This is a genomic window from Methyloferula stellata AR4 (assembly GCF_000385335.1).
Classification (GTDB): domain Bacteria; phylum Pseudomonadota; class Alphaproteobacteria; order Rhizobiales; family Beijerinckiaceae; genus Methyloferula; species Methyloferula stellata.
This window is the reverse complement of record NZ_ARWA01000001.1, coordinates 3,027,449-3,051,158: the sequence shown is the minus strand read 5'-3', so window position 1 is coordinate 3,051,158 and position 23,710 is coordinate 3,027,449. Positions and strand designations below refer to the sequence as shown.

23 protein-coding genes and 1 tRNA gene are annotated in these 23,710 nt (G+C 58.5%); 10 read left to right on the top strand and 14 right to left on the bottom strand.

The genetic code is table 11. The annotated features are described in order from the left end of the window. The first annotated feature begins 110 nt into the window (after positions 1–110). The gene (locus A3OQ_RS0114950; RefSeq protein WP_020176219.1) at positions 111–1,271 is read left to right on the top strand and encodes an ABC transporter substrate-binding protein; all 1,161 of its coding nucleotides are present in this window, start codon (positions 111–113) and stop codon (positions 1,269–1,271) included. After that, positions 1,253–2,242, top strand: a complete 990-nt coding sequence (locus A3OQ_RS0114945; protein ID WP_020176218.1) for a PQQ-dependent catabolism-associated beta-propeller protein — start codon at positions 1,253–1,255, stop codon at positions 2,240–2,242. The genes A3OQ_RS0114950 and A3OQ_RS0114945 overlap by 19 nt, the downstream gene beginning before the upstream one ends. A 7-nt stretch (positions 2,243–2,249) precedes the next feature. Here the strand turns inward: A3OQ_RS0114945 and A3OQ_RS0114940 are convergent, their stop codons facing one another. Further along, entirely contained in the window at positions 2,250–2,987 is a 738-nt protein-coding gene (locus A3OQ_RS0114940) for an outer membrane beta-barrel protein (RefSeq protein ID WP_020176217.1), read from the bottom strand. A gap of 82 nt (positions 2,988–3,069) precedes the next feature. Next, positions 3,070–5,259, bottom strand: a complete 2,190-nt coding sequence (locus tag A3OQ_RS0114935) for a TonB-dependent receptor (RefSeq protein ID WP_020176216.1) — start codon at positions 5,257–5,259, stop codon at positions 3,070–3,072. 781 nt (positions 5,260–6,040) lie between these two features. Between A3OQ_RS0114935 and A3OQ_RS0114925 the strand changes: the two genes are divergently transcribed. Beyond that, complete coding sequence (locus tag A3OQ_RS0114925; RefSeq protein ID WP_020176214.1) at positions 6,041–6,610, top strand: rhodanese-like domain-containing protein; 570 nt, start codon at positions 6,041–6,043, stop codon at positions 6,608–6,610. On the opposite strand, the gene A3OQ_RS25285 is transcribed toward A3OQ_RS0114925, so the two are convergent. The 4 genes from A3OQ_RS25285 to parE all read right to left on the bottom strand — a co-directional run bounded on the left by A3OQ_RS25285 (position 6,558) and on the right by parE (position 9,508). After that, positions 6,558–6,803: an Arm DNA-binding domain-containing protein gene (locus tag A3OQ_RS25285; RefSeq protein ID WP_341872081.1), complete on the bottom strand. Its 246-nt coding sequence runs from the start codon at positions 6,801–6,803 to the stop codon at positions 6,558–6,560. The genes A3OQ_RS0114925 and A3OQ_RS25285 overlap by 53 nt on opposite strands. A gap of 113 nt (positions 6,804–6,916) precedes the next feature. Further along, positions 6,917–6,992, bottom strand: a tRNA-Phe gene (locus A3OQ_RS0114920). A 128-nt stretch (positions 6,993–7,120) separates the two neighbouring features. Continuing rightward, positions 7,121–7,378 (bottom strand): hypothetical protein, encoded by a 258-nt coding sequence (locus A3OQ_RS0114915; protein ID WP_020176213.1) that lies wholly within the window; start codon positions 7,376–7,378, stop codon positions 7,121–7,123. A 72-nt stretch (positions 7,379–7,450) separates the two neighbouring features. Beyond that, complete coding sequence (parE, locus tag A3OQ_RS0114910) at positions 7,451–9,508, bottom strand: DNA topoisomerase IV subunit B (protein WP_020176212.1); 2,058 nt, start codon at positions 9,506–9,508, stop codon at positions 7,451–7,453. Between the two features lie 292 nt (positions 9,509–9,800). Between parE and A3OQ_RS22605 the strand changes: the two genes are divergently transcribed. From A3OQ_RS22605 to A3OQ_RS0114890, 4 genes are all read left to right on the top strand, one after another. After that, complete coding sequence (locus A3OQ_RS22605) at positions 9,801–11,096, top strand: glycosyltransferase family 4 protein (protein ID WP_051116117.1); 1,296 nt, start codon at positions 9,801–9,803, stop codon at positions 11,094–11,096. A 43-nt stretch (positions 11,097–11,139) separates the two neighbouring features. Beyond that, a complete protein-coding gene (locus tag A3OQ_RS0114900) occupies positions 11,140–11,925 on the top strand; it encodes a class I SAM-dependent methyltransferase (protein ID WP_020176210.1) in 786 nt (261 codons plus the stop codon). 27 nt (positions 11,926–11,952) lie between these two features. Continuing rightward, positions 11,953–13,245: a glycosyltransferase family 4 protein gene (locus A3OQ_RS0114895; protein ID WP_020176209.1), complete on the top strand. Its 1,293-nt coding sequence runs from the start codon at positions 11,953–11,955 to the stop codon at positions 13,243–13,245. A 193-nt stretch (positions 13,246–13,438) separates the two neighbouring features. Further along, a complete protein-coding gene (locus A3OQ_RS0114890) occupies positions 13,439–13,696 on the top strand; it encodes a hypothetical protein (protein WP_152428473.1) in 258 nt (85 codons plus the stop codon). A 230-nt stretch (positions 13,697–13,926) separates the two neighbouring features. Here the strand turns inward: A3OQ_RS0114890 and A3OQ_RS0114885 are convergent, their stop codons facing one another. From A3OQ_RS0114885 to sseA, 7 genes are all read right to left on the bottom strand, one after another. Next, on the bottom strand, positions 13,927–14,154 hold the full coding sequence (locus A3OQ_RS0114885; protein WP_020176207.1) for a hypothetical protein: 228 nt from the start codon (positions 14,152–14,154) through the stop codon (positions 13,927–13,929). A gap of 24 nt (positions 14,155–14,178) precedes the next feature. Beyond that, positions 14,179–14,943 carry a hypothetical protein gene (locus tag A3OQ_RS0114880; RefSeq protein WP_020176206.1) on the bottom strand — a complete coding sequence of 255 codons (765 nt, stop codon included), beginning with the start codon at positions 14,941–14,943 and terminating at the stop codon, positions 14,179–14,181. A gap of 303 nt (positions 14,944–15,246) precedes the next feature. Continuing rightward, positions 15,247–15,630 (bottom strand): VOC family protein, encoded by a 384-nt coding sequence (locus A3OQ_RS0114875; RefSeq protein WP_020176205.1) that lies wholly within the window; start codon positions 15,628–15,630, stop codon positions 15,247–15,249. A gap of 95 nt (positions 15,631–15,725) precedes the next feature. Then, the gene (gene glnA, locus A3OQ_RS0114870) at positions 15,726–17,135 is read right to left on the bottom strand and encodes a type I glutamate--ammonia ligase (RefSeq protein ID WP_020176204.1); all 1,410 of its coding nucleotides are present in this window, start codon (positions 17,133–17,135) and stop codon (positions 15,726–15,728) included. A 564-nt stretch (positions 17,136–17,699) separates the two neighbouring features. After that, the gene (locus tag A3OQ_RS22600) at positions 17,700–18,137 is read right to left on the bottom strand and encodes a hypothetical protein (protein ID WP_244427159.1); all 438 of its coding nucleotides are present in this window, start codon (positions 18,135–18,137) and stop codon (positions 17,700–17,702) included. 6 nt (positions 18,138–18,143) lie between these two features. Then, a complete protein-coding gene (locus A3OQ_RS0114860; RefSeq protein WP_020176202.1) occupies positions 18,144–18,401 on the bottom strand; it encodes a hypothetical protein in 258 nt (85 codons plus the stop codon). A gap of 389 nt (positions 18,402–18,790) precedes the next feature. After that, on the bottom strand, positions 18,791–19,648 hold the full coding sequence (gene sseA, locus A3OQ_RS0114855; protein WP_020176201.1) for a 3-mercaptopyruvate sulfurtransferase: 858 nt from the start codon (positions 19,646–19,648) through the stop codon (positions 18,791–18,793). Positions 19,649–19,825: 177 nt separating this feature from the next. Here sseA and A3OQ_RS0114850 point away from each other — a divergent pair, with 177 nt between their 5' ends. Beyond that, entirely contained in the window at positions 19,826–20,872 is a 1,047-nt protein-coding gene (locus tag A3OQ_RS0114850) for a hypothetical protein (protein WP_020176200.1), read from the top strand. A 124-nt stretch (positions 20,873–20,996) separates the two neighbouring features. Then, a complete protein-coding gene (locus A3OQ_RS0114845; RefSeq protein WP_020176199.1) occupies positions 20,997–21,227 on the top strand; it encodes a hypothetical protein in 231 nt (76 codons plus the stop codon). Between the two features lie 354 nt (positions 21,228–21,581). Here the strand turns inward: A3OQ_RS0114845 and A3OQ_RS0114835 are convergent, their stop codons facing one another. Beyond that, positions 21,582–22,613 (bottom strand): cysteine synthase A, encoded by a 1,032-nt coding sequence (locus A3OQ_RS0114835; RefSeq protein ID WP_020176197.1) that lies wholly within the window; start codon positions 22,611–22,613, stop codon positions 21,582–21,584. Between the two features lie 198 nt (positions 22,614–22,811). Between A3OQ_RS0114835 and A3OQ_RS0114830 the strand changes: the two genes are divergently transcribed. Continuing rightward, positions 22,812–23,594 (top strand): SDR family NAD(P)-dependent oxidoreductase, encoded by a 783-nt coding sequence (locus A3OQ_RS0114830; protein WP_020176196.1) that lies wholly within the window; start codon positions 22,812–22,814, stop codon positions 23,592–23,594. Positions 23,595–23,710 lie beyond the last annotated feature (116 nt).

Sequence of the window (23,710 nt, the reverse complement as noted above, 5' to 3'; positions counted from 1 at the left end):
GTTTGAACGTGCATGCGAAGGCGCTACTTTTTTGGGTGGCGTCTTCGCAGTGCCTACTGCCAACCTGTGCGCTTGATGTGAGAGCACAAGATCGCCTTCCTGACGCCGCGATGAGCCCGACGTCGGACACCGATGAGACACCCAAAAGCATAACCGCAAACGTCGTCTATTTCGGCAAGGCCTATCAGGAGACGCAGCCGCTCTCGCTCATGCAGACCATTCCGACGGACGGCGGCGTGGCCGGCGCGAAATTGGGAGCGCAAGAGATCAATATCACCGGCAAGTTTCTGGGACGGCAATATGTATTGGATGTCGTGACGGTTCCAGCCGATGGCGACATTGCCGCTAGAGCGCGCGAGGTGCTTTCGACGAAGCCTTCGATGATTGTCGCCGATCTGAATTCGGCTGATCTCCTGACTCTTGCCGATTTGCCGGAAGCGGCAAACGCGATCATCCTGGATGCGCGAACGATCGACGACAATCTGCGGCAGGACGATTGCCGGCGTAATGTGTTTCACTTACTGCCGAGCCGCGCGATGCGCACCGACGCGCTTGCGCAATTCTTGATATTGAAACGCTGGAGACGCTGGTTCTTGCTGAAGGGAGTAGGCGTGCAAGACGAGGCCTATGCCGCGGCCATGCGGCGCTCCTCCTCGCGCTTCGGCGGAAAGATCGTCGAGGAACGCAGCTATAGCTATAATCCCGGTGCGCGGCGCGTCGATACGGGGTTTCAGCAGATCCAAACCCAGATGCCGCTCGCGACTCAAAACGCACCGTCCTATGACGTGCTCATCGTCGCGGACGAAGCCGATCAGTTCGGCGATTATCTTCCCTATAATACTTATGAGGCGCGACCGATCGCCGGTACTCAGGGCTTGGTCGCGACCGCATGGCATCCGAGCTTTCAGGAATATTCGGCTTTGCAGATGCAGCATCGTTTCAAGCTTTTCGCGCATCGCGATATGATCGAGCGCGACTACGCGGGCTGGCTCGCCTTACGGATCGTCGGCGAAGCATTCATCCGATCCGGTAAGACAGAACCTGCGGACTTGCGTGCTTTTCTCCGGTCGGACCAGTTCGAAGTCGCGGGGTTCAAGGGGGAGGGGCTGACCTTTCGCCGATGGGACCAGCAGTTGCGTCAGCCCGTGCTGCTTGCGCAAGCCTTGATGGTGACCTCCATGTCGCCTCAGGAGGGGTTCCTGCATCAGAAATTTCTGACGGATACGCTCGGCTTTGATGAACCGGAGACGAAATGCCATCTCGCGCCTTGATCGTTCACAGAAGAACTCTTGGTTGGGCCGCGGCAGCATTCTGCCTGGTTGCCGGCGAGGTCCAGGCAAGCCAACTCTTCATCACCAATGAGCGCGACAATACGGTGACCGTGCTCGATGGAGAAACACTCGCGGTCATCAAGACAATTCCCGTCGGCGAGCGGCCACGCGGCATCGTGATCACACCCGATCATCGCGAGGTGCTCGTCTGCGACGGTGACGCCGATGACATTACGATCATAGACACCGAGACGCTGAGCGTGACCGGCACGATGGAGACCGGTCCGGATCCGGAAACACTCGCCTTGTCGCCGTCCGGCGACATTGTCTATGTGTCGAATGAAAACGACTCGATGGTCACGGTTCTGGAGAAAGCGACTGGCAAGGTGATCGCACGCGTTCCTGTCGGTATCGAGCCGGAAGGGCTCGCGGTGAGCGACGACGGGCGCATTGTCGTGGACGTTTCCGAATCGACCAGCATGGCGCATTTCATCGATACGCAGAGCTGGAAAGTGGTCGCCAATGTGCTCGTCGACACCAGGCCGCGGATCGCCGAGTTCACGCCGGACAGAAAACAGATCTGGGTCTCGTCGGAAATTGGCGGAACGGTTTCCATTATTGAGTCTGGCAGCCGTAAGGTCATCCATAAGATCGGCTTCGATATTCCAGGCATCAGGCCTGAGCTGATTACGCCGGTTGGGGTGCGTTTCACCTCGGATGGCAAGACGGCCTTCGTGGCGCTCGGGCGCGCCAATAGGGTCGCCGTGATCGACACGGCGACCTATGAAGTGAAACGCTATCTGCTTGTCGGCCAGCGCGTCTGGCAGCTGGCCTTCAATGGCAACGGCAGCCGGCTTTATGCCGTGAACGGCCTGACGAATGATGTCTCCGTCATCGATGTCGCAAAGCTGGACGTCTTGAAATCCGTGCCTGTCGGCCGCCTCCCATGGGGAATCGCCGTCAAGCCTTGATGGTAGCTCAATATTTGGCGACGACAGGTGCCGGTGGAGGATTCAAATCGACCTTGTAGCTGACGCCGGCACGCACCGCGTTTTCGGTCAAATGGTTTGTGGCCGGGATACCCGTCAACATAACGGAATTGGTCTGATGGCCAAAGTCCGCATAGCGGTATTCCGCACGCACCGACACATTATTGGTCACGGCATATTCGACGCCCGCGCCGGCAGTCCAACCGATGCGCGAGTTTACGATGTCGGATGACGAATAGGGACTGGTGGCGATCCCGCCGAAATAGGCGTTATGGACATCGGCCAAAGCCACGCCGCCGGTCGCATAAAGCAACACGCGATCCCAGGCTATGCCAATGCGGCCGCGGATCGATCCTTCGATCGGAATGCTCGTATTGATGATCGTGCCGGTAATGGGTTCGAAAGCGCTTTTCGAGAGGCTCGTTCCATTGCCTTCGCCTTCGATCCCGATGACGATCTGGTTGACCTGATAATTATATCCGACATGAACACCGCCGGTCACGCCGGAGAGGTTGGAACCGGTGAAGGCGGGCACGGTCGGCAGGCTGGTGTTATTCGTTCCCCAAGCATAGCCGATTTGCGCGCCGAGATAGAGGCCGGTCCAGGTGAACAGCGGCGGTGGCGCATAGACCGGCGGCGGCTGACGGGATGGCAGATCGGCGGCGAAGGCTCCGCCGGTCAAGGCGGCGATTGCGACGGCTGAAAGACATGTTTTCCGGATCATCATCGAAGCCCCTAAGCTTTCTCAATTGAAACTATGCATGGCCGCGAACGGAGCCTCCAGAAGAGAAGCTTCGTCTCCAAATTCCTCATAAGGTTGCCTTCAGGCCGATATAGACGCCGATCGGCGGGGCGACCGTGACCGCCTTGGGGTTGGTGAAAGTGGAGAATCCTGGGAAGGCGACACCCGTATTCGGATTGATGGTCGAATCGGATTCAAACAGAGCGCCGTATGTCGCATAACGCTGGTTGAAAGCGTTTTCGACCAGACCATAGACCTGAACGTTCTTGGTCACCTGGTACGAGCTGCGCAGATTGACGGTCTCATAGCCAGGCAACGGGCTCAATGCATTGATCTGGTCGCCGAAGAAATAGCGGCTCGATTCATAGACGAAATCGCCGCCGACTTTCCATTCTGGGGTTATCGAATAATCGACGCCGAATTTGAGCCTGTTCCGCGGCACGCCGGGCAGGCTGTCGCCGGGCATGACCTGGATATTGCCGTTCGCATCGGCAAACGGATTGTTAGGCGACGACAGCGAGACGGGCGTTCTGAAGGTGGCGTCGAGATAAGTGTAATTGATATAGGCGTTCCACTTCTCTGCCCTATAGTTGAGGCTCGTCTCGACACCTTGCCGGCGCGTCGTTCCGGCATTCTGGAAGAAGCCGAAGCCGGTGACCTGGCTGGGCACGCTCAAGATGTCGTTGTCGCTCATGGTCCGGAAAATGCCGGCGCTCCATTCCAATCTGCCGGGCACCACCTCTGCGACATCGAAATTGCCCTTGAAGCCCGCTTCGACGGTTTGCGAGATGACTTGTTTCAGCGGTGGATCCGAGACAAGAAAATTGTCGATCATGCAAGGCTGGTTCGGATTGGCGCAGCCGAGCTCAAGCGGCGTCGGCGTGCGGTTGGCTTCCGACCAGCTTGCATAGGCCGAGACGTTCGGCGTGATCTTGTAGGTTGCACCGGCGCCGGGATTGATATGCTGGAAATTGTTGGTGCTGGTAAGGCTGGGGCTTTGGCCGGATTGGTCGGCAAGGTCGATCTGCGCGTTATTGTAGCGTGCACCGACGGTCACGGTCAGCTCTCTGGTGACGTCGAACGCATCGAGCACATAAACGCCAAGATATCCATTCTGGGCGTTGAGATTGGTTGGCGAGACGTCTGAAGCCGGTTCGTTGATCGGTGTAGGTTGGAGATTTGTTACGACGTAATTGGGTCCAAGTATGCCGATATAGCTCGACCCTTTGAAGTTCGTCCAGCCATGGTCATAGCTCACGCCGAATGTAAACTTGTTATCGTGCCCGATGATTTTATCGGTATCGGTCAATTGAACGGTGGCGCCGACGCTGCGCGAGCGCGTCCAGTTGTCGTCGTCTTCTCCGACGAGCTGCGTCCCGCCTGTTACGTCGGGAATGCTGGTGGCATTGCCGTTGCCGTCGCAAAGCGTCGCCCCGCCGCACGAGACGAAGTTGCTGATATTGCCGTCGACATGGGCCTGGTCGAAGGAACGGAGATAGCCGACTGTGTTAACTGTCAGAGTGTTCGTCACGTCGAACTTGCCGTTCAACTGGACCATGCCGACGGTGTTTTGCGTCGTCTGCGGCGTCGTGAAGACGGCGCTTGGATTGAGATCGACCAACTCCTCCGGAGTCGTACCGGCGACGCCCAGATTGGTGCGTCCGCCGGTGAAGGCGAGATGGAGTTCATTGCCTTCGGCGCGATAGCCGAGATCGGCATAGCCTCTGTTGACGTGTGTGCCGCCAAAATAGCGATAGCCGTTGTCGTGCAGCGATTCAGCAGCGAAATACAAACCCCAGTTGTCGAGCGTCTTGCCATATTCGAACTCGGCTTGGCGGCGCATGCGGCTGCCGAAGCGGCCGTCGAACATGGTGCCTTGATAGGTGAAGCCGTTTTTCATGTCGAGAATGACGGCACCGCCAAGTGCGTTGAGGCCGAAGATCGGATTGCCGCTTTCAATCGTCGTGCGGTCGATGGCGATCGACGGAATGGCGTCCCAATTGACACCATCGCCCCAAGCTTCGTTGATGCGAACGCCGTTCTGATAGACGGCAAGGCCTTGCGGCGTTCCCGGAATGGGCGACGCGACGAAGCCGCGATAATCGAGCTCCTGGACGAGCGGGCTGCCGATCACGTCATTGGTGCTGATGCCGGGCAGGCGCCGGGCGAGCGCTTCGGTGATCTCGTTTTGATGGGTCTGCTCGAATTCCTCGCGGCTCAAGGTCTCGACATTGTAGGGAACTTTGCTCCGCTCCACTCCAGATCCGCCGAGAGGAGTAATCGCGACGACGTCGACCTCTGGAAGAGCAACGGTAGGCGAGGCGGTCTGCGCCGCTGCCGGCAGGCACGCTCCGGTGATAGCTAAGAACGATGTAATTTGTAACGCAGTCTGGCGCTTCATGTCTTTGCCTCCCCCAAGGCCGCTGACAGGAAAAAGTAACGCCCGGCGTGATAGCGTGATGATCACGCGCCCTAGATCTCTGTCAGTTCTTTAGGGGTAGGATGCGCGCTGCGCGCTCAGCAACGACAAGAATGCCCAAAGGATGCTTCCGAAACTTCCCGATTTTCCGTAAATAAAGACGCGCATGACCGTTTAGATTTATTTATTCAAAAGAGCAGAAACAAAAGACGACAGTATCTATCGGTGTCATGTGCGTTTTGTGCATGAGCAAGACAAAAGCTACAGCTGCCAGATTTTTTCCTGACGTAACTCTCGTCATCAAAGCTTATTCAAAGAGAGAGGTTCGTCCCCGCGATAGAATCGGAAGGGAGCGCCGTTAGGACCGCCGATTTAAGCAATCTCCCGATACGGCGCCTTGGACATTCGGACGGTGCAAAGTCAAATCGGGCGAGACACTGACCTTCGCGCCCAAACTCTTTTGGAAAGTTCCATTTTGACCGATGGCTTTTAACCCGATCGCCGGCTCCGGCGCCTCGATCTTTATCAATAAATGAGCAATGCGCTTATCGCACACTTGTTCGGCGCTTGGCCTGCCGTAGATTGCGACCGCCCTTGAACGTTGCATGGCGAATACTAAATGGCGCGGTCATTTGTCGTTTCTTTGATGCTGGCGGGTTCATTTGCCACTTACGTATTGGCTGCGGCGCCCGAACCACCAGGCCTCTGGAACGGTCCGATGCATGGCGAAACACCTGGTTCGCTGACAGGCGGGACAGTCGTTCAGACGGACGCCGTCGCCCAACTGAAAGACAGCATTCATCCGATCTTTCTCGATGTCGCGGAGCTCGACAAAAAGCCGACCGAGAGTTCAAACAGCGCGCTTTTCACACCGACGCATCTTTCCATCCGCGGTGCTGTTTGGCTGCCAGGCGCAGGGAGCGGAACCGCCGATCCGGCTTTCGCGCAGGCCTTCGAAGCGCGTGTTTTGGCTCTCACCGCGGCCAACCTGGATCAGCCCATTGTCGTCTTTTGTCATCCGCGATGCTGGGATGGCTGGAACGCGGCGAAGCGGCTTGCCGGCCTCGGCTATCGCCATGTCTTCTGGTACCCGCAAGGCGTAGAGGGCTGGCAGACCATGTATGCGACCGAGATGGTCAAAGCCGATGCGGGATGGCTATCTCCGGTTCGAGCAGGAAACTCCGAATAGCAGCGGGCACGACCCGCCAGAGCTTCGCCCCGTTCGGATGCACCCATAATTGCAGGCCGCCGCCGTCTGACAGTTTACGAAGGGCCTCGCCTGGCTTTGTGCTCCGGCATTTTATGTCCGTCAGAGGCAATTCGATTCCCGCCCAAATTCGCGCCGATACCGACAGCCCTCTGGCTACCAACGGCGATACCATCAAAATCGTTGGATAGGTGCGGATGGTCGCAGAAGCTTATGGACGATGAAACGCCCAAAAGGCTGCAATTTCAAGCGGTGGTGGGAGCCGGCGGACGGCTATGGATAAGGTGATGGTGCCCAGGGGAGGAATTGAACCACCGACACTGCGATTTTCAGTCGCATGCTCTACCAACTGAGCTACCTGGGCAGGCAAGGCGAAAACGCCGAGCGCCGCGCGTTATAGAGGACGCATGATCCTCTTGTCCAGAGTGTCATAAAGTCCGTGGCGGACTTATGATTTTCGTGTTGAAAAGCGGCCCCGGCTTGGCGGTGGGGCTACTTCTTCTCGCAGGGGCTGAGCGCAGGCGGCTGCCTGAGAGAAATGATCGAGCCGGTTGCGGAATAATCGACGCCGGCATGCGGACCGTTCCCGCTTCGGCTGCTGGCGAGCGATGTCTGATCTTTCGGCTTTATGGTGTGGTTGAGAAAATCCGCAAAGGCGACGCAGCCGAAAGCGATCGCCGCAGCCGACAGCACGACGCCTTCAAACAGAGCTCCGCGCTTGCGTTTCTCGGATCCCTCAACCTCCAACATGACCTTGCACCCTCTGTTCCGCCGATACGCGTCAGTCTGCCAAAAGAGGGTAAAGGTTTGGTTACAATAACCTCACAGCACAACGAGATCGGCTGCAAAAGCAGCACGTTCCTGAATGAAGGCAAAGCGCGCCTCGGGCTTGTTGCCCATCAGGCGCTCGACCGAATCCGACGTGCTTTTCTCATCGTCCGTCGCGATCACGACCTTCAAAAGCATACGCTTTTTCGGGTCCATGGTCGTTTCCTTGAGCTGTCCCGGCATCATTTCGCCGAGCCCCTTGAAGCGGCTCACTTCGATCTTGCCCTTGCCGGTCAGGACTTTCTTGATCAGCTCGTCGCGATGCGCATCGTCGCGGGCATAAACGTTCTTGGCGCCTTGCGTCAGCCGGTAGAGTGGCGGCACCGCGAGATAGAGATGTCCGCCTTCGATGAGCTTCGGCATCTGCCGGTAGAAGAAGGTGATCAGCAGCGACGCGATATGCGCGCCGTCGACATCCGCATCGGTCATGATGATGATCTTCTCGTAGCGAAGCTCTTCATCCTTGTAATGCGTGCCGGTACCACTGCCGAGCGCGAGAATGAGGTCGGCGAGCTGCTGATTGCCGGCAAGCTTGTCCCTGGTCGCGCTCGCGACATTCAGGATCTTGCCGCGTAGAGGTAAAATCGCCTGGTTGGTCCGGTCGCGCGCCTGTTTGGCGGAGCCGCCGGCGGAATCGCCTTCGACGATGAAAAGCTCCGAGCCTTGCGACGAATTGTTGGAGCAATCGGCGAGCTTGCCGGGCAGGCGCAGCTTGCGGGTGGCGGTCTTACGCGAAATGTCCTTTTCGGCGCGCCGGCGCATGCGTTCGTCGGCGCGCTCGACCGCCCAATCGAGCAGGCGCAGCGCTTGCGCGGGCGAGGCGGCGAGCCAATGATCGAACGCATCGCGCAAAGTGGTCTCGACGATCTTCGAGGCCTCGAGCGTCATCAGGCGGCTTTTGTTCTGGCCTTGAAACTCCGGCTCCCGGATGAAGACGGAGATGAGCGCGGCGCAAGAGGCAAGCACATCCTCGCTCGTCAGCGGCGCAGCGCGCTTAGCTTGGCCGATGCGCTCCGCATGATCCTTCAGGCCACGCAAGAGCGCCGCGCGAAGCCCCGCCTCATGCGTGCCGCCGTCTGGTGTCGGGATCGTGTTGCAATAGGAGCGCACGAATCCGTCTTCCTGCGTCATCCAGGCCAGCGCCCATTCGAGCGAGCCATGCCCGCCGGCCTTTTCGACTTTGCCGGAAAAGACCTGATCGGTGACGAGTTCCTTGCCCTCGATTTCCTGGGTCAGATAATCCTTGAGGCCGCCGGGGAAATGAAAGGTCGCCTCGGGCGGAATCGCGCCATTCGCCTCAAGCAGGCTCGGCGCGCAATGCCAGCGGATTTCGACGCCGCCGAAGAGATAGGCCTTCGAGCGCGCCATCTTGAAGAGCCGCGCCGGTTTGAAATGCGCGCCCTTGCCGAAAATCTGCTCGTCCGGGCGAAAGCGCACCTTGGTGCCGCGCCGGTTTTGCACCTTGCCGAGTTTCTCGAGCGGGCTTGTCGTGTGACCGCGTTCGAAGCTTTGGCGGTAATGGAGCTGCGCACGCCAGACTTCCACTTCGAGCCGCGACGACAAGGCATTGACGACCGAGATGCCGACGCCGTGCAGACCGCCCGAGGTCTGATAAGCGCCGGAATCGAATTTGCCGCCGGCGTGGAGCGTCGTCATAATGACTTCAAGCGCCGATTTCTTTGGAAATTTCGGATGCGGATCGATCGGAATACCGCGGCCATTGTCGGTCACCGCCAAAAAGCCGTCGGCTTCGAGATTGACGTCGATGAAGGTTGCATGGCCGGCGACGGCCTCGTCCATCGCATTGTCGAGCGCTTCGGCGAAGAGATGGTGCATGGCGGCTTCGTCGGTGCCGCCAATATACATGCCGGGGCGGCGGCGTACCGGCTCAAGCCCCTCCAAAACCTCGATCGAAGCGGCGGTATAGTCACTTTCGCCGGGCGTGCCGTCGAGAAGCGGCGCCGAGCGTTTGACGGCTGTAGCGGCGCGTTTGGCGCCGGTGCGAACCTGTGGCTTGGCCGGGCGCTGAGCTGGAATATCGTTCTTTTTCAAGGATGAACCTGTTCGAAGGTGATTCGACTGAGCAAGTTTATACCAATCGGCGGGGCGCCGGACGGCAGAGTTTTCGTTTAGCCTGGGGACAGCGAAAGCGTCCGTAGGAGGCCTCTATATGTGATTGAACTTACCTTCGCTTAAGGCCGGTCGCGTAGTGTCACGTGGTTTTTCGCCAGGGACGCCGAGCTTGACCGCGGATTTTGACCAGATCGCCCCCAATTTGATCGATTCGTTCGAATTGGAGCCGGATTCGGCCAAAAAAAAAGTGTCCGCCTTTCCCCATCCCCCTTTGACCGTCGTCATCTGCGTCGACCATGCCGCGACCACGGGCGGGCAGGCCAAGGTCGCGGCCGATAGCGCGATCGGCCTCAAACGGCAAGGGCACCGGCCAATCCTGTTTGCCGCCGCAGGTCCGATCGCCCCTGAGCTCGAAGCGGCCGGTGTCGAAGTTATCTGTCTCGGTCAGGACGATCTCCACGGCAATGCCTCGCGCATGGCCGCGGCCATTCAGGGCACCTGGAATTTCGAAGCCGGCGCGGCTTTGGGCAGGTTGCTCGCCAGCCTGCCGCGCGCGACAACCATCGTCCACGTTCATGGCTGGGCCAAGGCATTGTCGGCTGCGATCGCGCCGCCGATCCGGGCCTCCGGCCTGCCGGCCATCTATACGTTTCACGAATATTCCCTGTTTTGCCCGAGCGGCGGCTTTTACAACTACCCGAAGTCGGCAATCTGTCATCTTGAGCCTTTGTCGGCGGCCTGCTGGCTGAGCCAATGCAATCCCTGGAGCTACGGGCGCAAGCTTTGGAAAAACACGCGGCTTCTCGTGGCGCAAAAAGGCGCGCGTTTGCCGGAGGCCTTTTCAGACTTCATCACGATCTCAGATTTTCAGCGCGAGATCGTGACGCTGCTTCTGCCGCGCGGCGCGCACCTGCATCGTCTCTCCAATCCGGTATCGGTTGCCGATCTTGGGCCGAAATCCGATCCGCTGTCGGGCGACATTATCTTCATCGGCAGAATATCGCTGGAAAAAGGCCCACTGCTATTCGCGGAAGCCGCGCGCAAGATCGGGATGAGTCCGACCTTCATCGGCGACGGCCCGAGCCTGCCCGACCTCGTGGCGCAATATCCCGAAGCGCGAATACTCGGCTGGCAATCCGGCGATCAGGTGCGCGATCTGATGCGCGCCTCGCGTGCGCTGGTCTTTCCGTCGCTTTGGTATGAGGGCCAGCCGCTCACCGTGCTCGAAGCCAAAGCGCTTGGTGTGCCGGTGATCGTTGCCGATACATGCGCCGGCCGCGACGAAGTCGAAGACGGCGTGACCGGACTTTGGTTCAAAGGCGGCGATGCCAACGACCTCGCCTGCGCGCTAGTCGCGCTGCGTGAGGATGCGAAGGTCGCCGCTATGTCGGCTGCCGCCTATCGCGCTTATTGGGCGGACCCAAGGACGATCGAGCATCATACCGAGGGTCTGGTCTCGATCTACCACGGCATGCTTGATGAACATCGCGCGAAGGTGCCGGAAAAATCCGCCGTTCGCACGTCGATTGATTCGATACGCGCCGCGGCGCGGCACGAGGGCATGTGAATGCCCAAAGTTTTAACGCAGCCCATCGAACCTCGGAGCACCCATGTCTGATCTCGTCTTAACGCGGCCGTGCAGCGCATCGGCGCGCAATGTGCGCGATATCGTCGATGATCTCGGCTACGCGGGTGATTTTCTATGGGCCTTCGACAAATATAAGGCGACGATTGTCGAATTGGCGCGCGACCGCAATCTCAAACGGCATCTCGAGATCGGCGGCGGCCGCGATCCGTTGTTTTTGCCGGATGAGATCGAAAGCCACGGCTTCGAAGTGACGCTCAACGACATCTCGGCGCATGAATTGGCTCTCGCGCCGGACGGCTATCGCAAGATCGTCTGCGACATTACTTCGGACACGGCGCCGGCTACGTTGGGCGAAGGCCGCTACGACATCATCTATTGCCGCATGGTGATGGAACATGTGCCCGACGTCGCGAAAATGTGGGAAAATATCTACGCCATGCTGGCGCCCGGCGGCATCGTGCTCAGCTTTTTCCCGACACTCTATGCGCCGCCCTTCGTCTTGAACCGCTTGATGCCGGAAAAGCTGTCGCGCCTGCTTCTGGAAACGATCTTTCCCGAACGCAGGCCGGACGGCGGCGACCCGAAATTTCCAGTCTTCTACGATTGCTGTTTCAGCGACGAAAAGAAGATCAAACCGATGCTGGAAAGGGTCGGCTTTTCGGAGATCACCGTTCTGCCTTTCTGGGGCTATGCGTATTTTTGGAAATTGCCCGGCATCAAGCAGATCGACGCGGCCTTCACGCGTCTCGCACGGCAACGAAATTGGCGTGCCGTGTCGAGCTTTGCTTACGTCGTGGCGAAGAAATAGCCCGATGTCCAACGTTTGGAGCCAAGTTTGAACGCCCCTTCGGAAGCCTTGACCATCGTCATCTGCATCGATCATGCGGCGATCACGGGTGGTCAGGCGAAAGTCGCCATCGACAGCGCCGTCGGTCTCAAACGGCATGGCCATCGGCCGATCGTTTTCGCGGCGACAGGTCCGATCGCGCAGGAACTCGAGGCTGCGGGCGTCGAAGTGATCTGTCTCGGCCAGAGCGATCTGCTCGGCAATGCGTCGCGCGCCGCGGCAGCGCTTCAGGGCACCTGGAATTTCAAAGCGATCGACGCGCTGAGACATCTGTTGGCAAGCCTTCCCCACGCGACAACCATCGTGCATGTGCATGGCTGGGCAAAGGCCCTGTCGCCTTCGATCGCGGTTCCGATCCGTGCTTCCGGATTGCCGGCGCTTTATACGATCCACGAATATTTTATGTTCTGTCCGAACGGCGGGTTTTATAATTTCCAGACGGGCAGGGCCTGCGAGCTGACACCGCTTTCCGCGCAATGCTGGATGACGCATTGCGATTCACGCATGTATGCGCATAAGCTTTGGCGTAATGCGCGTTTGGCAATCGCGCGAGGGATTGTAGGCCTGCCGGAGGTCTTCGCCGATTACATTGCGCTTTCCGGCTTTCAAGAAGGGATCGTCGGCAAATATCTGCCCCGCGATGCCACGCTCCATCTCGTTGGCAATCCGATCGATGCGGACAATCTCGGTCCGAAGCCGGACCCAGCCTCCGGCGATATCATCTTCGTCGGGCGCGTTTCGAGAGAGAAGGGGCCGTTTCTCTTTGCCGAGGCTGCGCGCCGTTTGGGGATGATCCCGACCTTTGTCGGTGACGGCCCTGTGGCCAGCGAGCTGAAAGCGGCCTTTCCCGAAGCACGTATGCTTGGCTGGCAGAATCCGGCCTCCGTGCGCGAGGCCATGCGCTCGGCGCGCGCGCTGGTCTTTCCGTCGCTCTGGTATGAAGGCCAGCCGCTGACCGTGCTCGAAGCCAAGGCGCTTGGAACGCCGGTCATCGTGTCGGATGGCTGCGCCGGCCGCGAAGACGTCGAAGACGGCGCGACCGGGTTCTGGTTCAAGTCGGGTGATGCGGGCGACCTCAGCCGCGTGCTGGAGCTTGCGAAGGACGATGCCTCCATCGCCAGGATGTCGGCTGCCTCCTACGCCGCCTATTGGGCCGACCCGCCGACGCTGGACCGTCATATCGCGCGCCTGACCGCGGTATACCGGACCATTCTCGCCCGAAAGGGCGCCGTCTCCATGCCTGCCGCGCAGAAGCATATTGCCGCACGCCTTGCGGGCTGAGCCTCCCAAGACGAGATCACGATGATTTTGGATAGAATCAATTCAAAATCATGAAATGTGATCGATTCAAGAAGTTAGAGCGGGATGCGGGCGCAAAACCGCTTACGCTTTTGCTCATCCCGCTCTAGAGCATTTTCTGCAAAACTGGGCACCGGTTTTGCTTCCGGAAATCCGACAGAACTGGGATGTGATGATGGCGATCGCCAAATCGAAACAATGGACCGAGGCCGACGTGCAGGAGGCCATGGGCGTCATCAAGGCCGTGCCGGGGCTTTGGGAAGAGCTCGAACGGGTCGAACAGGCAAGCGTCATCGATCGCAAGACGATCGAGGCCGGACGCCGCGAATATGATGTCCTAGTGAGACTTCATCCCAATTGTGATCTGAACGAGCTCACCGATCTTTATATGCCGATCCGGCGCATTCTGCGGGCAGGGCTCGGTTTAAAGTAGGACCAGAGCCCGATCGCTCGATGTAGAGCCCCCGCGAACCATTTGCCTTGGTAGAATTCGGCGTGACCGCGCAATGTCCCGTGCATTACGGCCTCCAACCGGGTGTTCGTGTGCCAGGCGGGCGTCGGAGACGCGATCAAGGCGTGAACCAACACCAAGCGCTTTCGTTGTGTATTCGCTTCGGAGCCGTGGGATTTCTCGTGCCGGACTCGGTGCTCGGCGCCGAAGTGTCAGTCCGATGCGTGCCCGCCGATGGAGATGAACATCGCTTCATCCAGCGGACACTCATCAACCTTCATCGTAACCTTCGTCGATGCTTCGGTGAAGCCGGTTTTCTCCATTGCGAAGTCTTCCGCTTCGCGTGCGGACGCAGCGAGCCGGATAACCAACGAGAGCGGGCCTCCCTCAGGATAGACCCGCACGATGAACAATCTTTTTTCAGCCCCGGATTCGGCCATGTCGTTGTCCTTCCGCTGAAACGGTCAGTCCTGTGCCATGCGCACCGCTAGCGAAGCCATCCCCAGCTGTTTGGCGGGCGGCGAGCCAAGCCTATAGTGCTCACTGGTATGGGACCCACTTCCGGCTTGAAAGCAATAAGCAACGCAAACCGGAGCGCCGGCGTCACCATGCTCCGAAGCGACGAACGGCCATGACGTTTGGATGACGATCTCATCGTCTTTCGGGGAGAGGATTCGCGCACTCAGTACGCTCTGTTCTTCCCAGTTGTCTTCCACCAACGATTCGCCATCCGCAATGGGCAGGCCGCGAGCAAGGATGCCTAACCCTATCTTGTCAGCTAGGCCACTGTCACTGATGACTTCACAGAGGCGGTCGAGTACGTCGCGCCGCGCATTAAGGGCGCGCCACATCTCGAGCACGGACGGATCGGCCGAGAACTCCAAGGCCACCAATTCCGCTCGCTTGGGATCGACTTTGAAACGACTGGGGGCGGTCGCGGTGCATTCGCCGAATGGTCGGGCCGAGCTAATAAGGGCAGGCCGCCCAGACGGATGCAGCCCGGAGCGTTCGATCATGCACTCTCCATCCTGGATCTCCCAGTGTCTATGGAGCAGCAATCCACCGATCGAACCGTGTGCAAACGGCGTTGAATCACACGCCCGCGACCCAAAGCTAATTAACTCATCAAGAGCGGCTTGCAGAGGCTTCAGAGCTGCATCGGCAGCCATCACTTCGGGGAGATCGTTGTAATCAGAAGAACGGCAGGGCCGATCCATGACAGTAAACATAGAAGCCTCCTTGCCGAGAAAGATTAGGCTGTGCCTACGAACTTCGTCAAGAGCATCTCTTCCGCAAAGCGATCGACGATAATGATTTTCGTTGGCCTCAGCGAACGCGATGATTAATGGGGGGGAGGAACTTAAAAGGCTCGTCGAAACGTAACGTGTCTTTTTGCATGGGAATCTGGCGCATGGCGTCACGACTCGCATCGACGGAGACATGTCGCGCAATGCGTCGCGTCTCCATAAAAACGGTATGTAGACACCGATGCCGTGTAGTCGGATGCGGCGTGTGCAGCTGAGCGAATTTGGTCAGCTTGCAAGATAGCGGCTGACCTCGACGAGATTGCCGTCCGGGTCGCGGAAATAGATCGAGGTCATGGCGCCTTGCGCGCCTGTCCGCTCGACCGGCCCGAGTTCGATTTTCACGCCGCAGTCTTTGAGCCTGCGCTGGACCTCGTCGATCGGAAACACCGTAATCAGGCAGAAGTCGCCGGCGCCCGGCGTCGGCACCGCCGCTTTCGGTTCGAACATATGGCCGACTTCATACACGTTGATCTTTTGATCGCCGAATTTGAGAGCCGTGGGCCTTCCGGGCTCGCAGACGCATTCGAGCCCGAGCACACGCTGATAAAAACGGCACGTCTCTTCCAGCGATCGGACCGTCAAAACGAAATGGTCGATGGAAAAGATCATAGCGTTTAGATGCAGCAAAAGTCGCGCCGTAGCAATCCGACATGAAAAAGGCGGCCCATGAGGCCGCCTTTGTTTTGCAACGATCCCGACTGGTCTCAGCAGGAATAATACATCTCGAACTCGACCGGATGCGGGGTCATTTCGAACCGCATCACCTCGGTCATCTTGAGTTCGATATAGGCGTCGATGAAATCGTCGGGGAAGACGCCGCCGGCCTTCAGGAAGGCACGGTCCTTGTCGAGGTTCTGCAGCGCTTCGCGCAGCGAGCCGCAGACGGTCGGGATCTTCTTCAATTCCTTCGGCGGCAGATCATAGAGATCCTTATCCATGGCGACGCCCGGATCGACCTTGTTGATAATGCCGTCGAGGCCGGCCATCAGCATGGCCGAGAAGGCGAGATAGGGGTTTGCCGCCGGATCGGGGAAACGCACCTCGACGCGCTTGGCCTTCGGGTTCGACGTATAGGGGATGCGGCAGGAGGCCGAGCGGTTGCGCGCCGAATAGGCGAGCAGCACCGGGGCTTCGTAGCCGGGGACCAGGCGCTTGTAGGAATTGGTCGACGGGTTCGTGAACGCGTTCAGCGCCCGCGCGTGCTTGATGATGCCGCCGATGTAATAGAGGCATTCCTGGCTAAGGTCGGCATATTTATTGCCGGCGAAGAGCGGCTTGCCGTCCTTCCAGATCGACTGATGCACATGCATGCCGGAGCCGTTGTCGCCGAAGACGGGCTTCGGCATGAAGGTCGCCGTCTTGCCATAGCTCTGTGCGACCTGGTGGATGCAGTACTTATAGATCTGCAGATGATCGGCCATGGTTGTCAGCGGGCCAAATTTGAGGCCGAGTTCGTGCTGGGCCGAGGCCACTTCGTGGTGATGCTTTTCGACCTTGGCGCCCATGGCTGCCATGGCAGCAAGCATTTCGCCGCGCATGTCCTGCGCCGAGTCCATCGGCGGCACCGGGAAGTAGCCCATCTTGGTGCGGATGCGGTGGCCGAGATTGCCGCCTTCGTAAGGCGTGTCGGCATTCGACGGCAGCTCGGAGGCGTCAAGCACGAAGCCCGTGTTATAGGGATCGGCCTTGAAACGCACGTCGTCGAACACGAAGAATTCGGCCTCGGGTCCGAAATAAGCGACGTCGCCAATGCCGGTCGAAGCGGCATAGGCTTCGGCGCGCTTGGCAATGCCGCGCGGATCTCGGCCATAGGGTTCGCCGGTCGAAGGCTCAAGAATATCGCAGACGATCACCAAGGTCGGCGCTGCGAAAAAAGGATCCATGGTGGCGGAGGTCGGATCGGGCATCAAGGTCATGTCGGATTCGTTGATTGCCTTCCAGCCGGCGATCGACGATCCGTCGAACATGATGCCTTCGGAAAAGACTTCATCGTCGATCATGCCAACGTCGAAGGTGACATGCTGCCACTTGCCGCGCGGGTCCGTGAAGCGAAAATCAACATATTTGACATCATTTTCCTTGATCGCCTTGAGCACGTCCGTGGCGGTCTTCATGGGTGACCCTTTCTCTCTCATAATCGGAAGCTGAACTTCGGCAGGAGCTGGTTTGTAGGGGAGGACTAAACTTAGCAACATGTTCGCGCCGGGCTAGCGGCGTTTCGACGTTACCGGGGCTTTTATCGTCGAAATAAGAGTTTTGCCATCGCCAAATCGTTGAATCCTGGCCGACCTTGGTCAGATTCACCAAATTTATGGCGGAAATTTTCGCTTTTATATCTTTTTTATACCCGCCTGCCCGGGCGGCGGTATGCCAAGACACGCTCAAAAAGGTCTTGTTGCATCGCACACGTCGCCGTTTGCAGGTGTCCGGAGTGTAGCAGACGGGCAAACAAGCCTGAGGTAACCGAGCATTCGGGCCAATGAAAAAGGCAGGAAGCTCGCGGCGAGCCTCCTGCCTCAGTCAGCATGTGAGAGTGTGAAATCCGCGCCGCTTGCGTCCGGTGCGGAATATCGAAACTCGAAGCGTGATTGATTTAAGTTCAATCAGGATCACGCTCTAAGCGTTCGTTTGGCTGCATGATCTTATCCAAAAAGTCTGCGACTTTTTGGGATCATGCGCTAGTCCACGGGCTCGAGCACGCGCTCGACCGGTCTCGCGGCCGGTTCGGCGCGTTCGCGAATGATTGTGGGCTCGGGTTTTTCTTCGCGGACGGGCAGGGCCTTTTCGAGCGTCTCAACCAGGGCGATCGACACGCCGGCGCCGAGAAGCTGCAAGGAGATTTCCTTGCCATTGGCGAATTTCACGCCGTCGCGATAAGCGCCATGTTCGAGCCGCGCGAAGACGACTTCTTCTTGCGCGGAGATATTCAGGCGGGCCTGCAGGTCGCTCGAAATATCGGCCAGCTTCAGACGCGTATCATATTGGACACAGACGGCCGTCGTGCAATCGCCTGGTACGGCGAGGCCGATGCTTCCCGAAGGAAAGCGGGTGGTCGTATATTTCTCTGATTCACGCGCAGGCCGGGATGCGTACATTTCCAGTGAATAATCACACATGGCAAGTCACTCCTGATGTGTCTCGAGACGGATGAGCGCGCCGGCAAAAAAGTGGACTCCGGTTTTAAGTCCGAACGTGCTCTTGTTGATGTCACGCGCCAGTTCATCCAACCGACCGGCTTCCACTCGGCCTGAACGCGCGTTCGTGCCCTTCCCAAACGACATCGCTTTCGCCACATGCGTGGCGAATGGTTGCAATGCCAGAGCTGTTGTGTGCTCCCGGGGACGGGAAAAGCGGTGACACGCGGCGGCCTCGAAGGCCATCCGACCGAGCTTCAAAGAAAGACATGGGCCACTTGGCCATGCCATGAAGCTAAGCCTCGTTCGTCGAAATGCGAACGGCCACCTTTAGTCGTGAAATGGCTGAAACTCAAAAGAGTTTCATGCAAATCACGATATTAAAGAGTGTAGCGCTGCTCAGAGGTTCGTCAAGTTAACGTTGCGGTTTTCCTATACGAACGACAAAACGTGATCTTGGCTGCGGCAAGTGTTGCAACGCTGCATGCAGCGTTGCTTCGATGCAACGCATTAGATCACGAACGCGCTCGACTCTAACTTTGGGCCGGCTAGCGCAGGTCGGTTTGTGTAATCCGCGTAAACTTGATTGCGCCGGAAAACCTCTGCATCTTTTTCCTCATCCCGCTCTCGCGAGCTCACGCCGCGTTGGTTGCGATCGGCAGCTCGGACCGGCCGCCCCATTCGGTCCAAGATCCATCGTAAAGCACGACGCCTGTCTTGCCGATGGATTCAAGCGCAAGCAGCAAAACCGCAGCGGTCACGCCCGATCCGCATGTCGTGATGATCGGATGCGCGAGATCCACGCCGGCTTGCACGAAAGCCTGTTTGATATCTTGCGGCGCTTTCAACTTTCCACCGTCGAGAAGTTCGCGATAGGGCACGTTCAGGCTGCCCGGAATATGGCCCGACCTCACGCCCGGCCGTGGCTCGACCGTCTCGCCGCGAAAGCGCGCCGCCTGACGCGCATCGACGATCTGCGGCGAGCCGTTTTTCGAAGCGGCCAAGACCTTTTGCGCATCGGCGACCATGTCGGTTTCGAGACGCGCAATGAATTTGGCAAAGGGCCGCTCGACCGGGCCGTTTTCAAGCGGCCGGCCTTCGGCTTTCCACGCGGCAAGACCGCCCTCCAAAATCTTCACTTTCTGTGCGCCGAAGATACGCAAGGTCCACCAGACGCGTGCGGCACCCAAGAGACCCTGCTGATCGTAGACAATAATCTGCATGTCCTCGGCAATGCCGAGCGCTGCCATCTTGCCTTCGAAAAAAGGCGCATCGGGCAACATATGCGGAAGCTCGCTCGACAGATCGGCGATCTTGTCTATGTCGAAAGAAACCGCGCCCGGAATATGGCCGGCGAGATATTCCTGATAGGCGTCGCGCCCTTCATCGGGCATGAAGAAGGTTCCGTCGATCACGACGAGATCCGGCGCCGTCAGATTGTCTGCGAGCCAAGCGGTCGAGACGAAGAAATCGCTATAGTGTGGTTCGGCCATTGATCCTGCTCTCTTCGGCTGAGGTGGCATGGACTTGCGTGCCATTGGCTCAGGCGGCGTGATGCGCCAACGTGGCTGTGCTTTAGCGCACGGCCGCGGCTGACTAAATCACGTTATTCGCAAGGCACGCAAACCGGCTTCCGCCTCGGGATGCCAAGCAAATTTGGGGCCTCTGCAATGACGGATAGCGGTTTTTTGAGCGGTCCAGGTTTGGGCGCTGCCACTACGAACACTCAGCAGACCGATGTCCGTCACGCCTATTCTCTGGCAGTACGCGACTGCGGGCTTGCCACGGCCTTCGGGCTTTTGCTGAAGAGCTTGCCCTATGCCTTGATGCGCTTCGCTGTGCTCTTCTGGTTTTCGACTGCCGGTATTTTATGGCTCATCGTGACGTTTGGCGGCGCCGCCTGGCTTGGCACGCATGTGGCGCAGGCCTTCGGATGGGTCTGGCTGATCGGCTGGCTCGTCGGCACGGGCTGGTTATGGACCACGGTGCTGCGCTACGTGCTTTATCTGATCGAATGCGGACATGTCGCAGTTCTGACAGAACTCATCACGCGCGGCGAGATCGGCAATGGCAATGAATCCCAATTCGCCTATGGACGCCGTATCGTCACCGAGCGCTTCGGCCAGGTGAATGCGCTGCTCGGCCTCAACCTTCTCGTGCGCGGCGTGCTCAACGCGTTTCATGCGACGCTCGATTGGATCTCCGAGCTTTTGCCGATACCCGGTCTTGAGTCTCTCGCCAATCTTGCCAATGTCGTGCTGCGCGGCGCGACGCGCTACATGGATAAGGTCATCTTTTCATATAATCTCGCACGCCAGGACGAAGACCAATGGGCGGGCGCGCGTGACGGCATCGTCTATTATTGTCAGAACGCCGCGCCGATCCTCAAAACCTCGATCTGGATCATCATCCTCGAAAAGATCTTGAGCGTCTGCCTTTGGCTTTTGTTCCTCGTGCCGGCCGCGGCGATCACAATGCTGCTGCCGCATGGCGTGCGGGAAGCCGGCGGCATCGTCACGGTGATCATCGCGCTTCTCTTCGCGGCCAATGTGCGGGCGGCCTTCCTGAAGCCATTGTTCCTGATCATGATCATGGTGCGATTCCATGCGCTGGTGGAGAACCAGCCGATCAATCAGGAATGGGTCGGCCATCTTGATCAGCTCTCTGACAAGTTCCGCAGCTTGGGGCAGAGGGCGGGGACGGCGTTTGCACGATAAGTCAACGTGATCGGCCGACACCGAATATGTCGCGTTTCGACACAGGCTTTCGTTCACCTCGTTTGCTCGACAACGATAACGAAGCATCTCGGTCTATGAGGGGAACAGGCGGCCGAAACGATATTTGAAATACTCGCACCAGACCTGGAATCTGCTGCTGAACAACGACGTTCAATATTGCAATCGCATGACCACATCTGAAACGATCGGCATCCTGAAGGATGTCGGGTTCCAGATGGATCAGGTCGATATCGAATTATGCGATATTTCGCGGGCCGAAGTGCATGCCGATTATCAGTGGCAGTCGGACGAAGATATCCAGTCTGTCCGGGCCGATATAAGGGCGCATAAATAGAGTGTTCGCCGCTGGGGCTTGCCCCGTGCGTAGCCGCACATCCGCCAAGCCGTGCCTATGCGAGTTTCTGATCACCGAACAGGAGCCCGCCATGACCCGCCGCCACGACAACCTCGCCGCCCCCGTCCTGATGTTCGCCGCCTGGTTCGGCTGCTTCGCGATGATGGTCCTGCACTTCGGCTGAACAGTAATCATACAGTTTCAAAAAAGGGCGCACGCCGCCCTCGTGCTTCGAGACGCACGCTTCGCGTGCCCCTCAGCATGAGGCTTTCTAGTGCGGCTTAGCCCTCACCCCGAGGGGCCGCTGTAGCCGCGTCTCGAAGGGCGAGGGCGCTCAGAAACGATTATTCAGTCTCAAACAAAATCCGGCTTGATGCTCGGCGCCTTGTCCATCCACCCCGGCACAGGCAGATTTTTTTCGCGCAGAAAGGCCGGGTTGAAGAGTTTCGACTGATAGCGCGCGCCCGAATCCGCCAAAATCGTTACGATCGTATGGCCGGGTCCCAATTCCTTGGCGAGCCGGATCGCGCCCGCGACATTGATGCCGGACGAGCCGCCCAGCAAAAGCCCCTCGTGCTCGGCGAGATCGTAGAGGATCGGCAGCGCTTCCTCGTCGGTGATCTGATAGGCGGCATCGATCGGCGCATTTTCGAGATTGGCGGTAATGCGGCCCTGGCCGATGCCCTCGGTGATCGAGGATCCTGACGAGGCCAGCTCGCCCTTTGTGTAATAGGCGTAAAGCGCGGCGCCCATCGGATCGGCCAGCGCGATCTTGATCTTGTCGTTCTTCGCCTTCAGGGCCATGCCGACGCCGGCGATCGTCCCGCCCGTTCCGGCGGCGCAGCAAAAGCCGTCGACTTTGCCCTCCGTCTCCACCCAGATTTCCGGGCCGGTCGTGTCCATATGGCCTTGCCTATTGGCCACATTGTCGAATTGATTGGCCCAGATCGCGCCGGCCGGATGTTCCTTAGCCAAACGCTCGGCCAGCCGGCCGGAGAGCTTCACGTAATTATTGGGGTTGGAATAGGCGACGGCCGGGACTTCGATCAGCTCGGCGCCTTGCAGGCGCAGAAGATCCTTCTTTTCCTGGCTCTGGGTCTCGGGAATAACGATCACCGTATGGTAGCCAAGCGCGTTGGCGACGAGGGAAAGCCCGATGCCCGTATTGCCCGCCGTCCCCTCGACGATCAATCCGCCCGGTTTCAGCGTGCCGCGTTTGATCGCATCTTCGATAATGGCCAATCCGGCGCGGTCCTTGACCGAGCCGCCGGGATTCATGAATTCGGCTTTGCCCAGAATGGTGCAGCCGGTTTCCTCGGAGGCGCGACGAAGTTTGATGAGAGGCGTATGGCCGATCGCCTCGATCACATTTTGCGGTGATGTCATTTGGTCTCTTCCTTTATGGAAAAACTACGTTTATCGCACCGCCCTCGCAAGCCTTCCGTCGCATGAGCGCCTTTTGTCGCGGAGCAAAAAACCTTTGATCTCGCTTGTGAAACGACACTTGAAACGAGCCGAGGAGGAGATTTTTCTCCGATTGCGGTATGAGGAAGCAAAACTTCAGCCGACAGGGAAGGAAACGAGATGGTCTATCGTGCCAAACCCAGCGACGGCCTTGCCTGGATTACCGGTGCAAGTTCAGGCATAGGGCGTGCCGCGGCGCAGGAACTCGTGCGGCGCGGCTATCGTGTCGCCGTCACCGCGCGGCGCGCCGAGGCTTTGGCAAGCCTCGCGGCGAGCACTCCAGGGCACATCTTCGTGTTTCAGGGGGATGTCACGGATCGCGCGGCCATGGCGGCGCTTGTCGCCGAGATTGAAGCATCCTTGGGGCCGATAGCGCTCGCTTTTCTCAATGCCGGTGTCTATTTCCCGGCCGAGCGCGATGGCTTTTCAGCCGAGGTCATCGCGGAGACCTTCGAGATCAACGTCGGCGGGGTCGTGAACACACTTGCGCCCGTGCTCGAGGCGATGCGCAAAAGGCAGTCCGGCCAAATTGCGATCACCTCTTCAATTGCTGGTTATGGCGGCATTCCAGGCTCGCTCGCTTATGGCGGTACCAAAGCCGCGCTGATCAATATGGCGGAGGCCTTGCGCATTACCGTCGATGACGACGGCGTCGCTGTGCAAGTGGTCAATCCCGGCTTCGTCCAAACCGAGATGAACGCGCATAATGATTTTTTCGAAATGCCGTTTCTAATGACGGCGGATGAAGCGGCTAAACGCATCTGCGACGGATTCGAGACCGGCGGTTTCGAGATTACCTTCCCGCGCCGACTCGCCTGGTTCGCCAAGGCATTGTGCCTTTTGCCTTATCCCCTTTATCTGCCGGTGGTAAAATACGTGACACGCCGTGCGCAGAAAAAGTGAAAGCTTTGCATTGAACATTGCCCTAAGGGCTTCGGCCAAGAAGAAGGTGGATATGACAAATACGTATTTATACTCATTAGCCCGGAAGCTTTGCTTTATACTATAATGTACGACAT

Bases quoted from the DNA above. Each gene is read 5' to 3' on its own strand.
- A3OQ_RS25285 (WP_341872081.1), bottom strand. From the start codon at position 6,803: ATGGTATCGCCGTTGGTAGCCAGAGGGCTGTCGGTATCGGCGCGAATT.
- A3OQ_RS0114925 (WP_020176214.1), top strand. From the start codon at position 6,041: ATGGCGCGGTCATTTGTCGTTTCTTTGATGCTGGCGGGTTCATTTGCC.
- glnA (WP_020176204.1), bottom strand. From the start codon at position 17,135: ATGAAGACCGCCACGGACGTGCTCAAGGCGATCAAGGAAAATGATGTC.
- A3OQ_RS0114850 (WP_020176200.1), top strand. From the start codon at position 19,826: ATGACGGATAGCGGTTTTTTGAGCGGTCCAGGTTTGGGCGCTGCCACT.
- A3OQ_RS22600 (WP_244427159.1), bottom strand. From the start codon at position 18,137: ATGTGTGATTATTCACTGGAAATGTACGCATCCCGGCCTGCGCGTGAA.
- A3OQ_RS0114890 (WP_152428473.1), top strand. From the start codon at position 13,439: ATGGCGATCGCCAAATCGAAACAATGGACCGAGGCCGACGTGCAGGAG.
- A3OQ_RS0114830 (WP_020176196.1), top strand. From the start codon at position 22,812: ATGGTCTATCGTGCCAAACCCAGCGACGGCCTTGCCTGGATTACCGGT.
- sseA (WP_020176201.1), bottom strand. From the start codon at position 19,648: ATGGCCGAACCACACTATAGCGATTTCTTCGTCTCGACCGCTTGGCTC.
- A3OQ_RS0114885 (WP_020176207.1), bottom strand. From the start codon at position 14,154: ATGGCCGAATCCGGGGCTGAAAAAAGATTGTTCATCGTGCGGGTCTAT.
- A3OQ_RS0114940 (WP_020176217.1), bottom strand. From the start codon at position 2,987: ATGATGATCCGGAAAACATGTCTTTCAGCCGTCGCAATCGCCGCCTTG.
- A3OQ_RS0114880 (WP_020176206.1), bottom strand. From the start codon at position 14,943: ATGTTTACTGTCATGGATCGGCCCTGCCGTTCTTCTGATTACAACGAT.
- A3OQ_RS0114950 (WP_020176219.1), top strand. From the start codon at position 111: ATGAGCCCGACGTCGGACACCGATGAGACACCCAAAAGCATAACCGCA.
- A3OQ_RS0114860 (WP_020176202.1), bottom strand. From the start codon at position 18,401: ATGGCCTTCGAGGCCGCCGCGTGTCACCGCTTTTCCCGTCCCCGGGAG.
- A3OQ_RS0114875 (WP_020176205.1), bottom strand. From the start codon at position 15,630: ATGATCTTTTCCATCGACCATTTCGTTTTGACGGTCCGATCGCTGGAA.
- A3OQ_RS0114945 (WP_020176218.1), top strand. From the start codon at position 1,253: ATGCCATCTCGCGCCTTGATCGTTCACAGAAGAACTCTTGGTTGGGCC.
- A3OQ_RS0114835 (WP_020176197.1), bottom strand. From the start codon at position 22,613: ATGACATCACCGCAAAATGTGATCGAGGCGATCGGCCATACGCCTCTC.
- A3OQ_RS0114900 (WP_020176210.1), top strand. From the start codon at position 11,140: ATGTCTGATCTCGTCTTAACGCGGCCGTGCAGCGCATCGGCGCGCAAT.
- A3OQ_RS0114915 (WP_020176213.1), bottom strand. From the start codon at position 7,378: ATGTTGGAGGTTGAGGGATCCGAGAAACGCAAGCGCGGAGCTCTGTTT.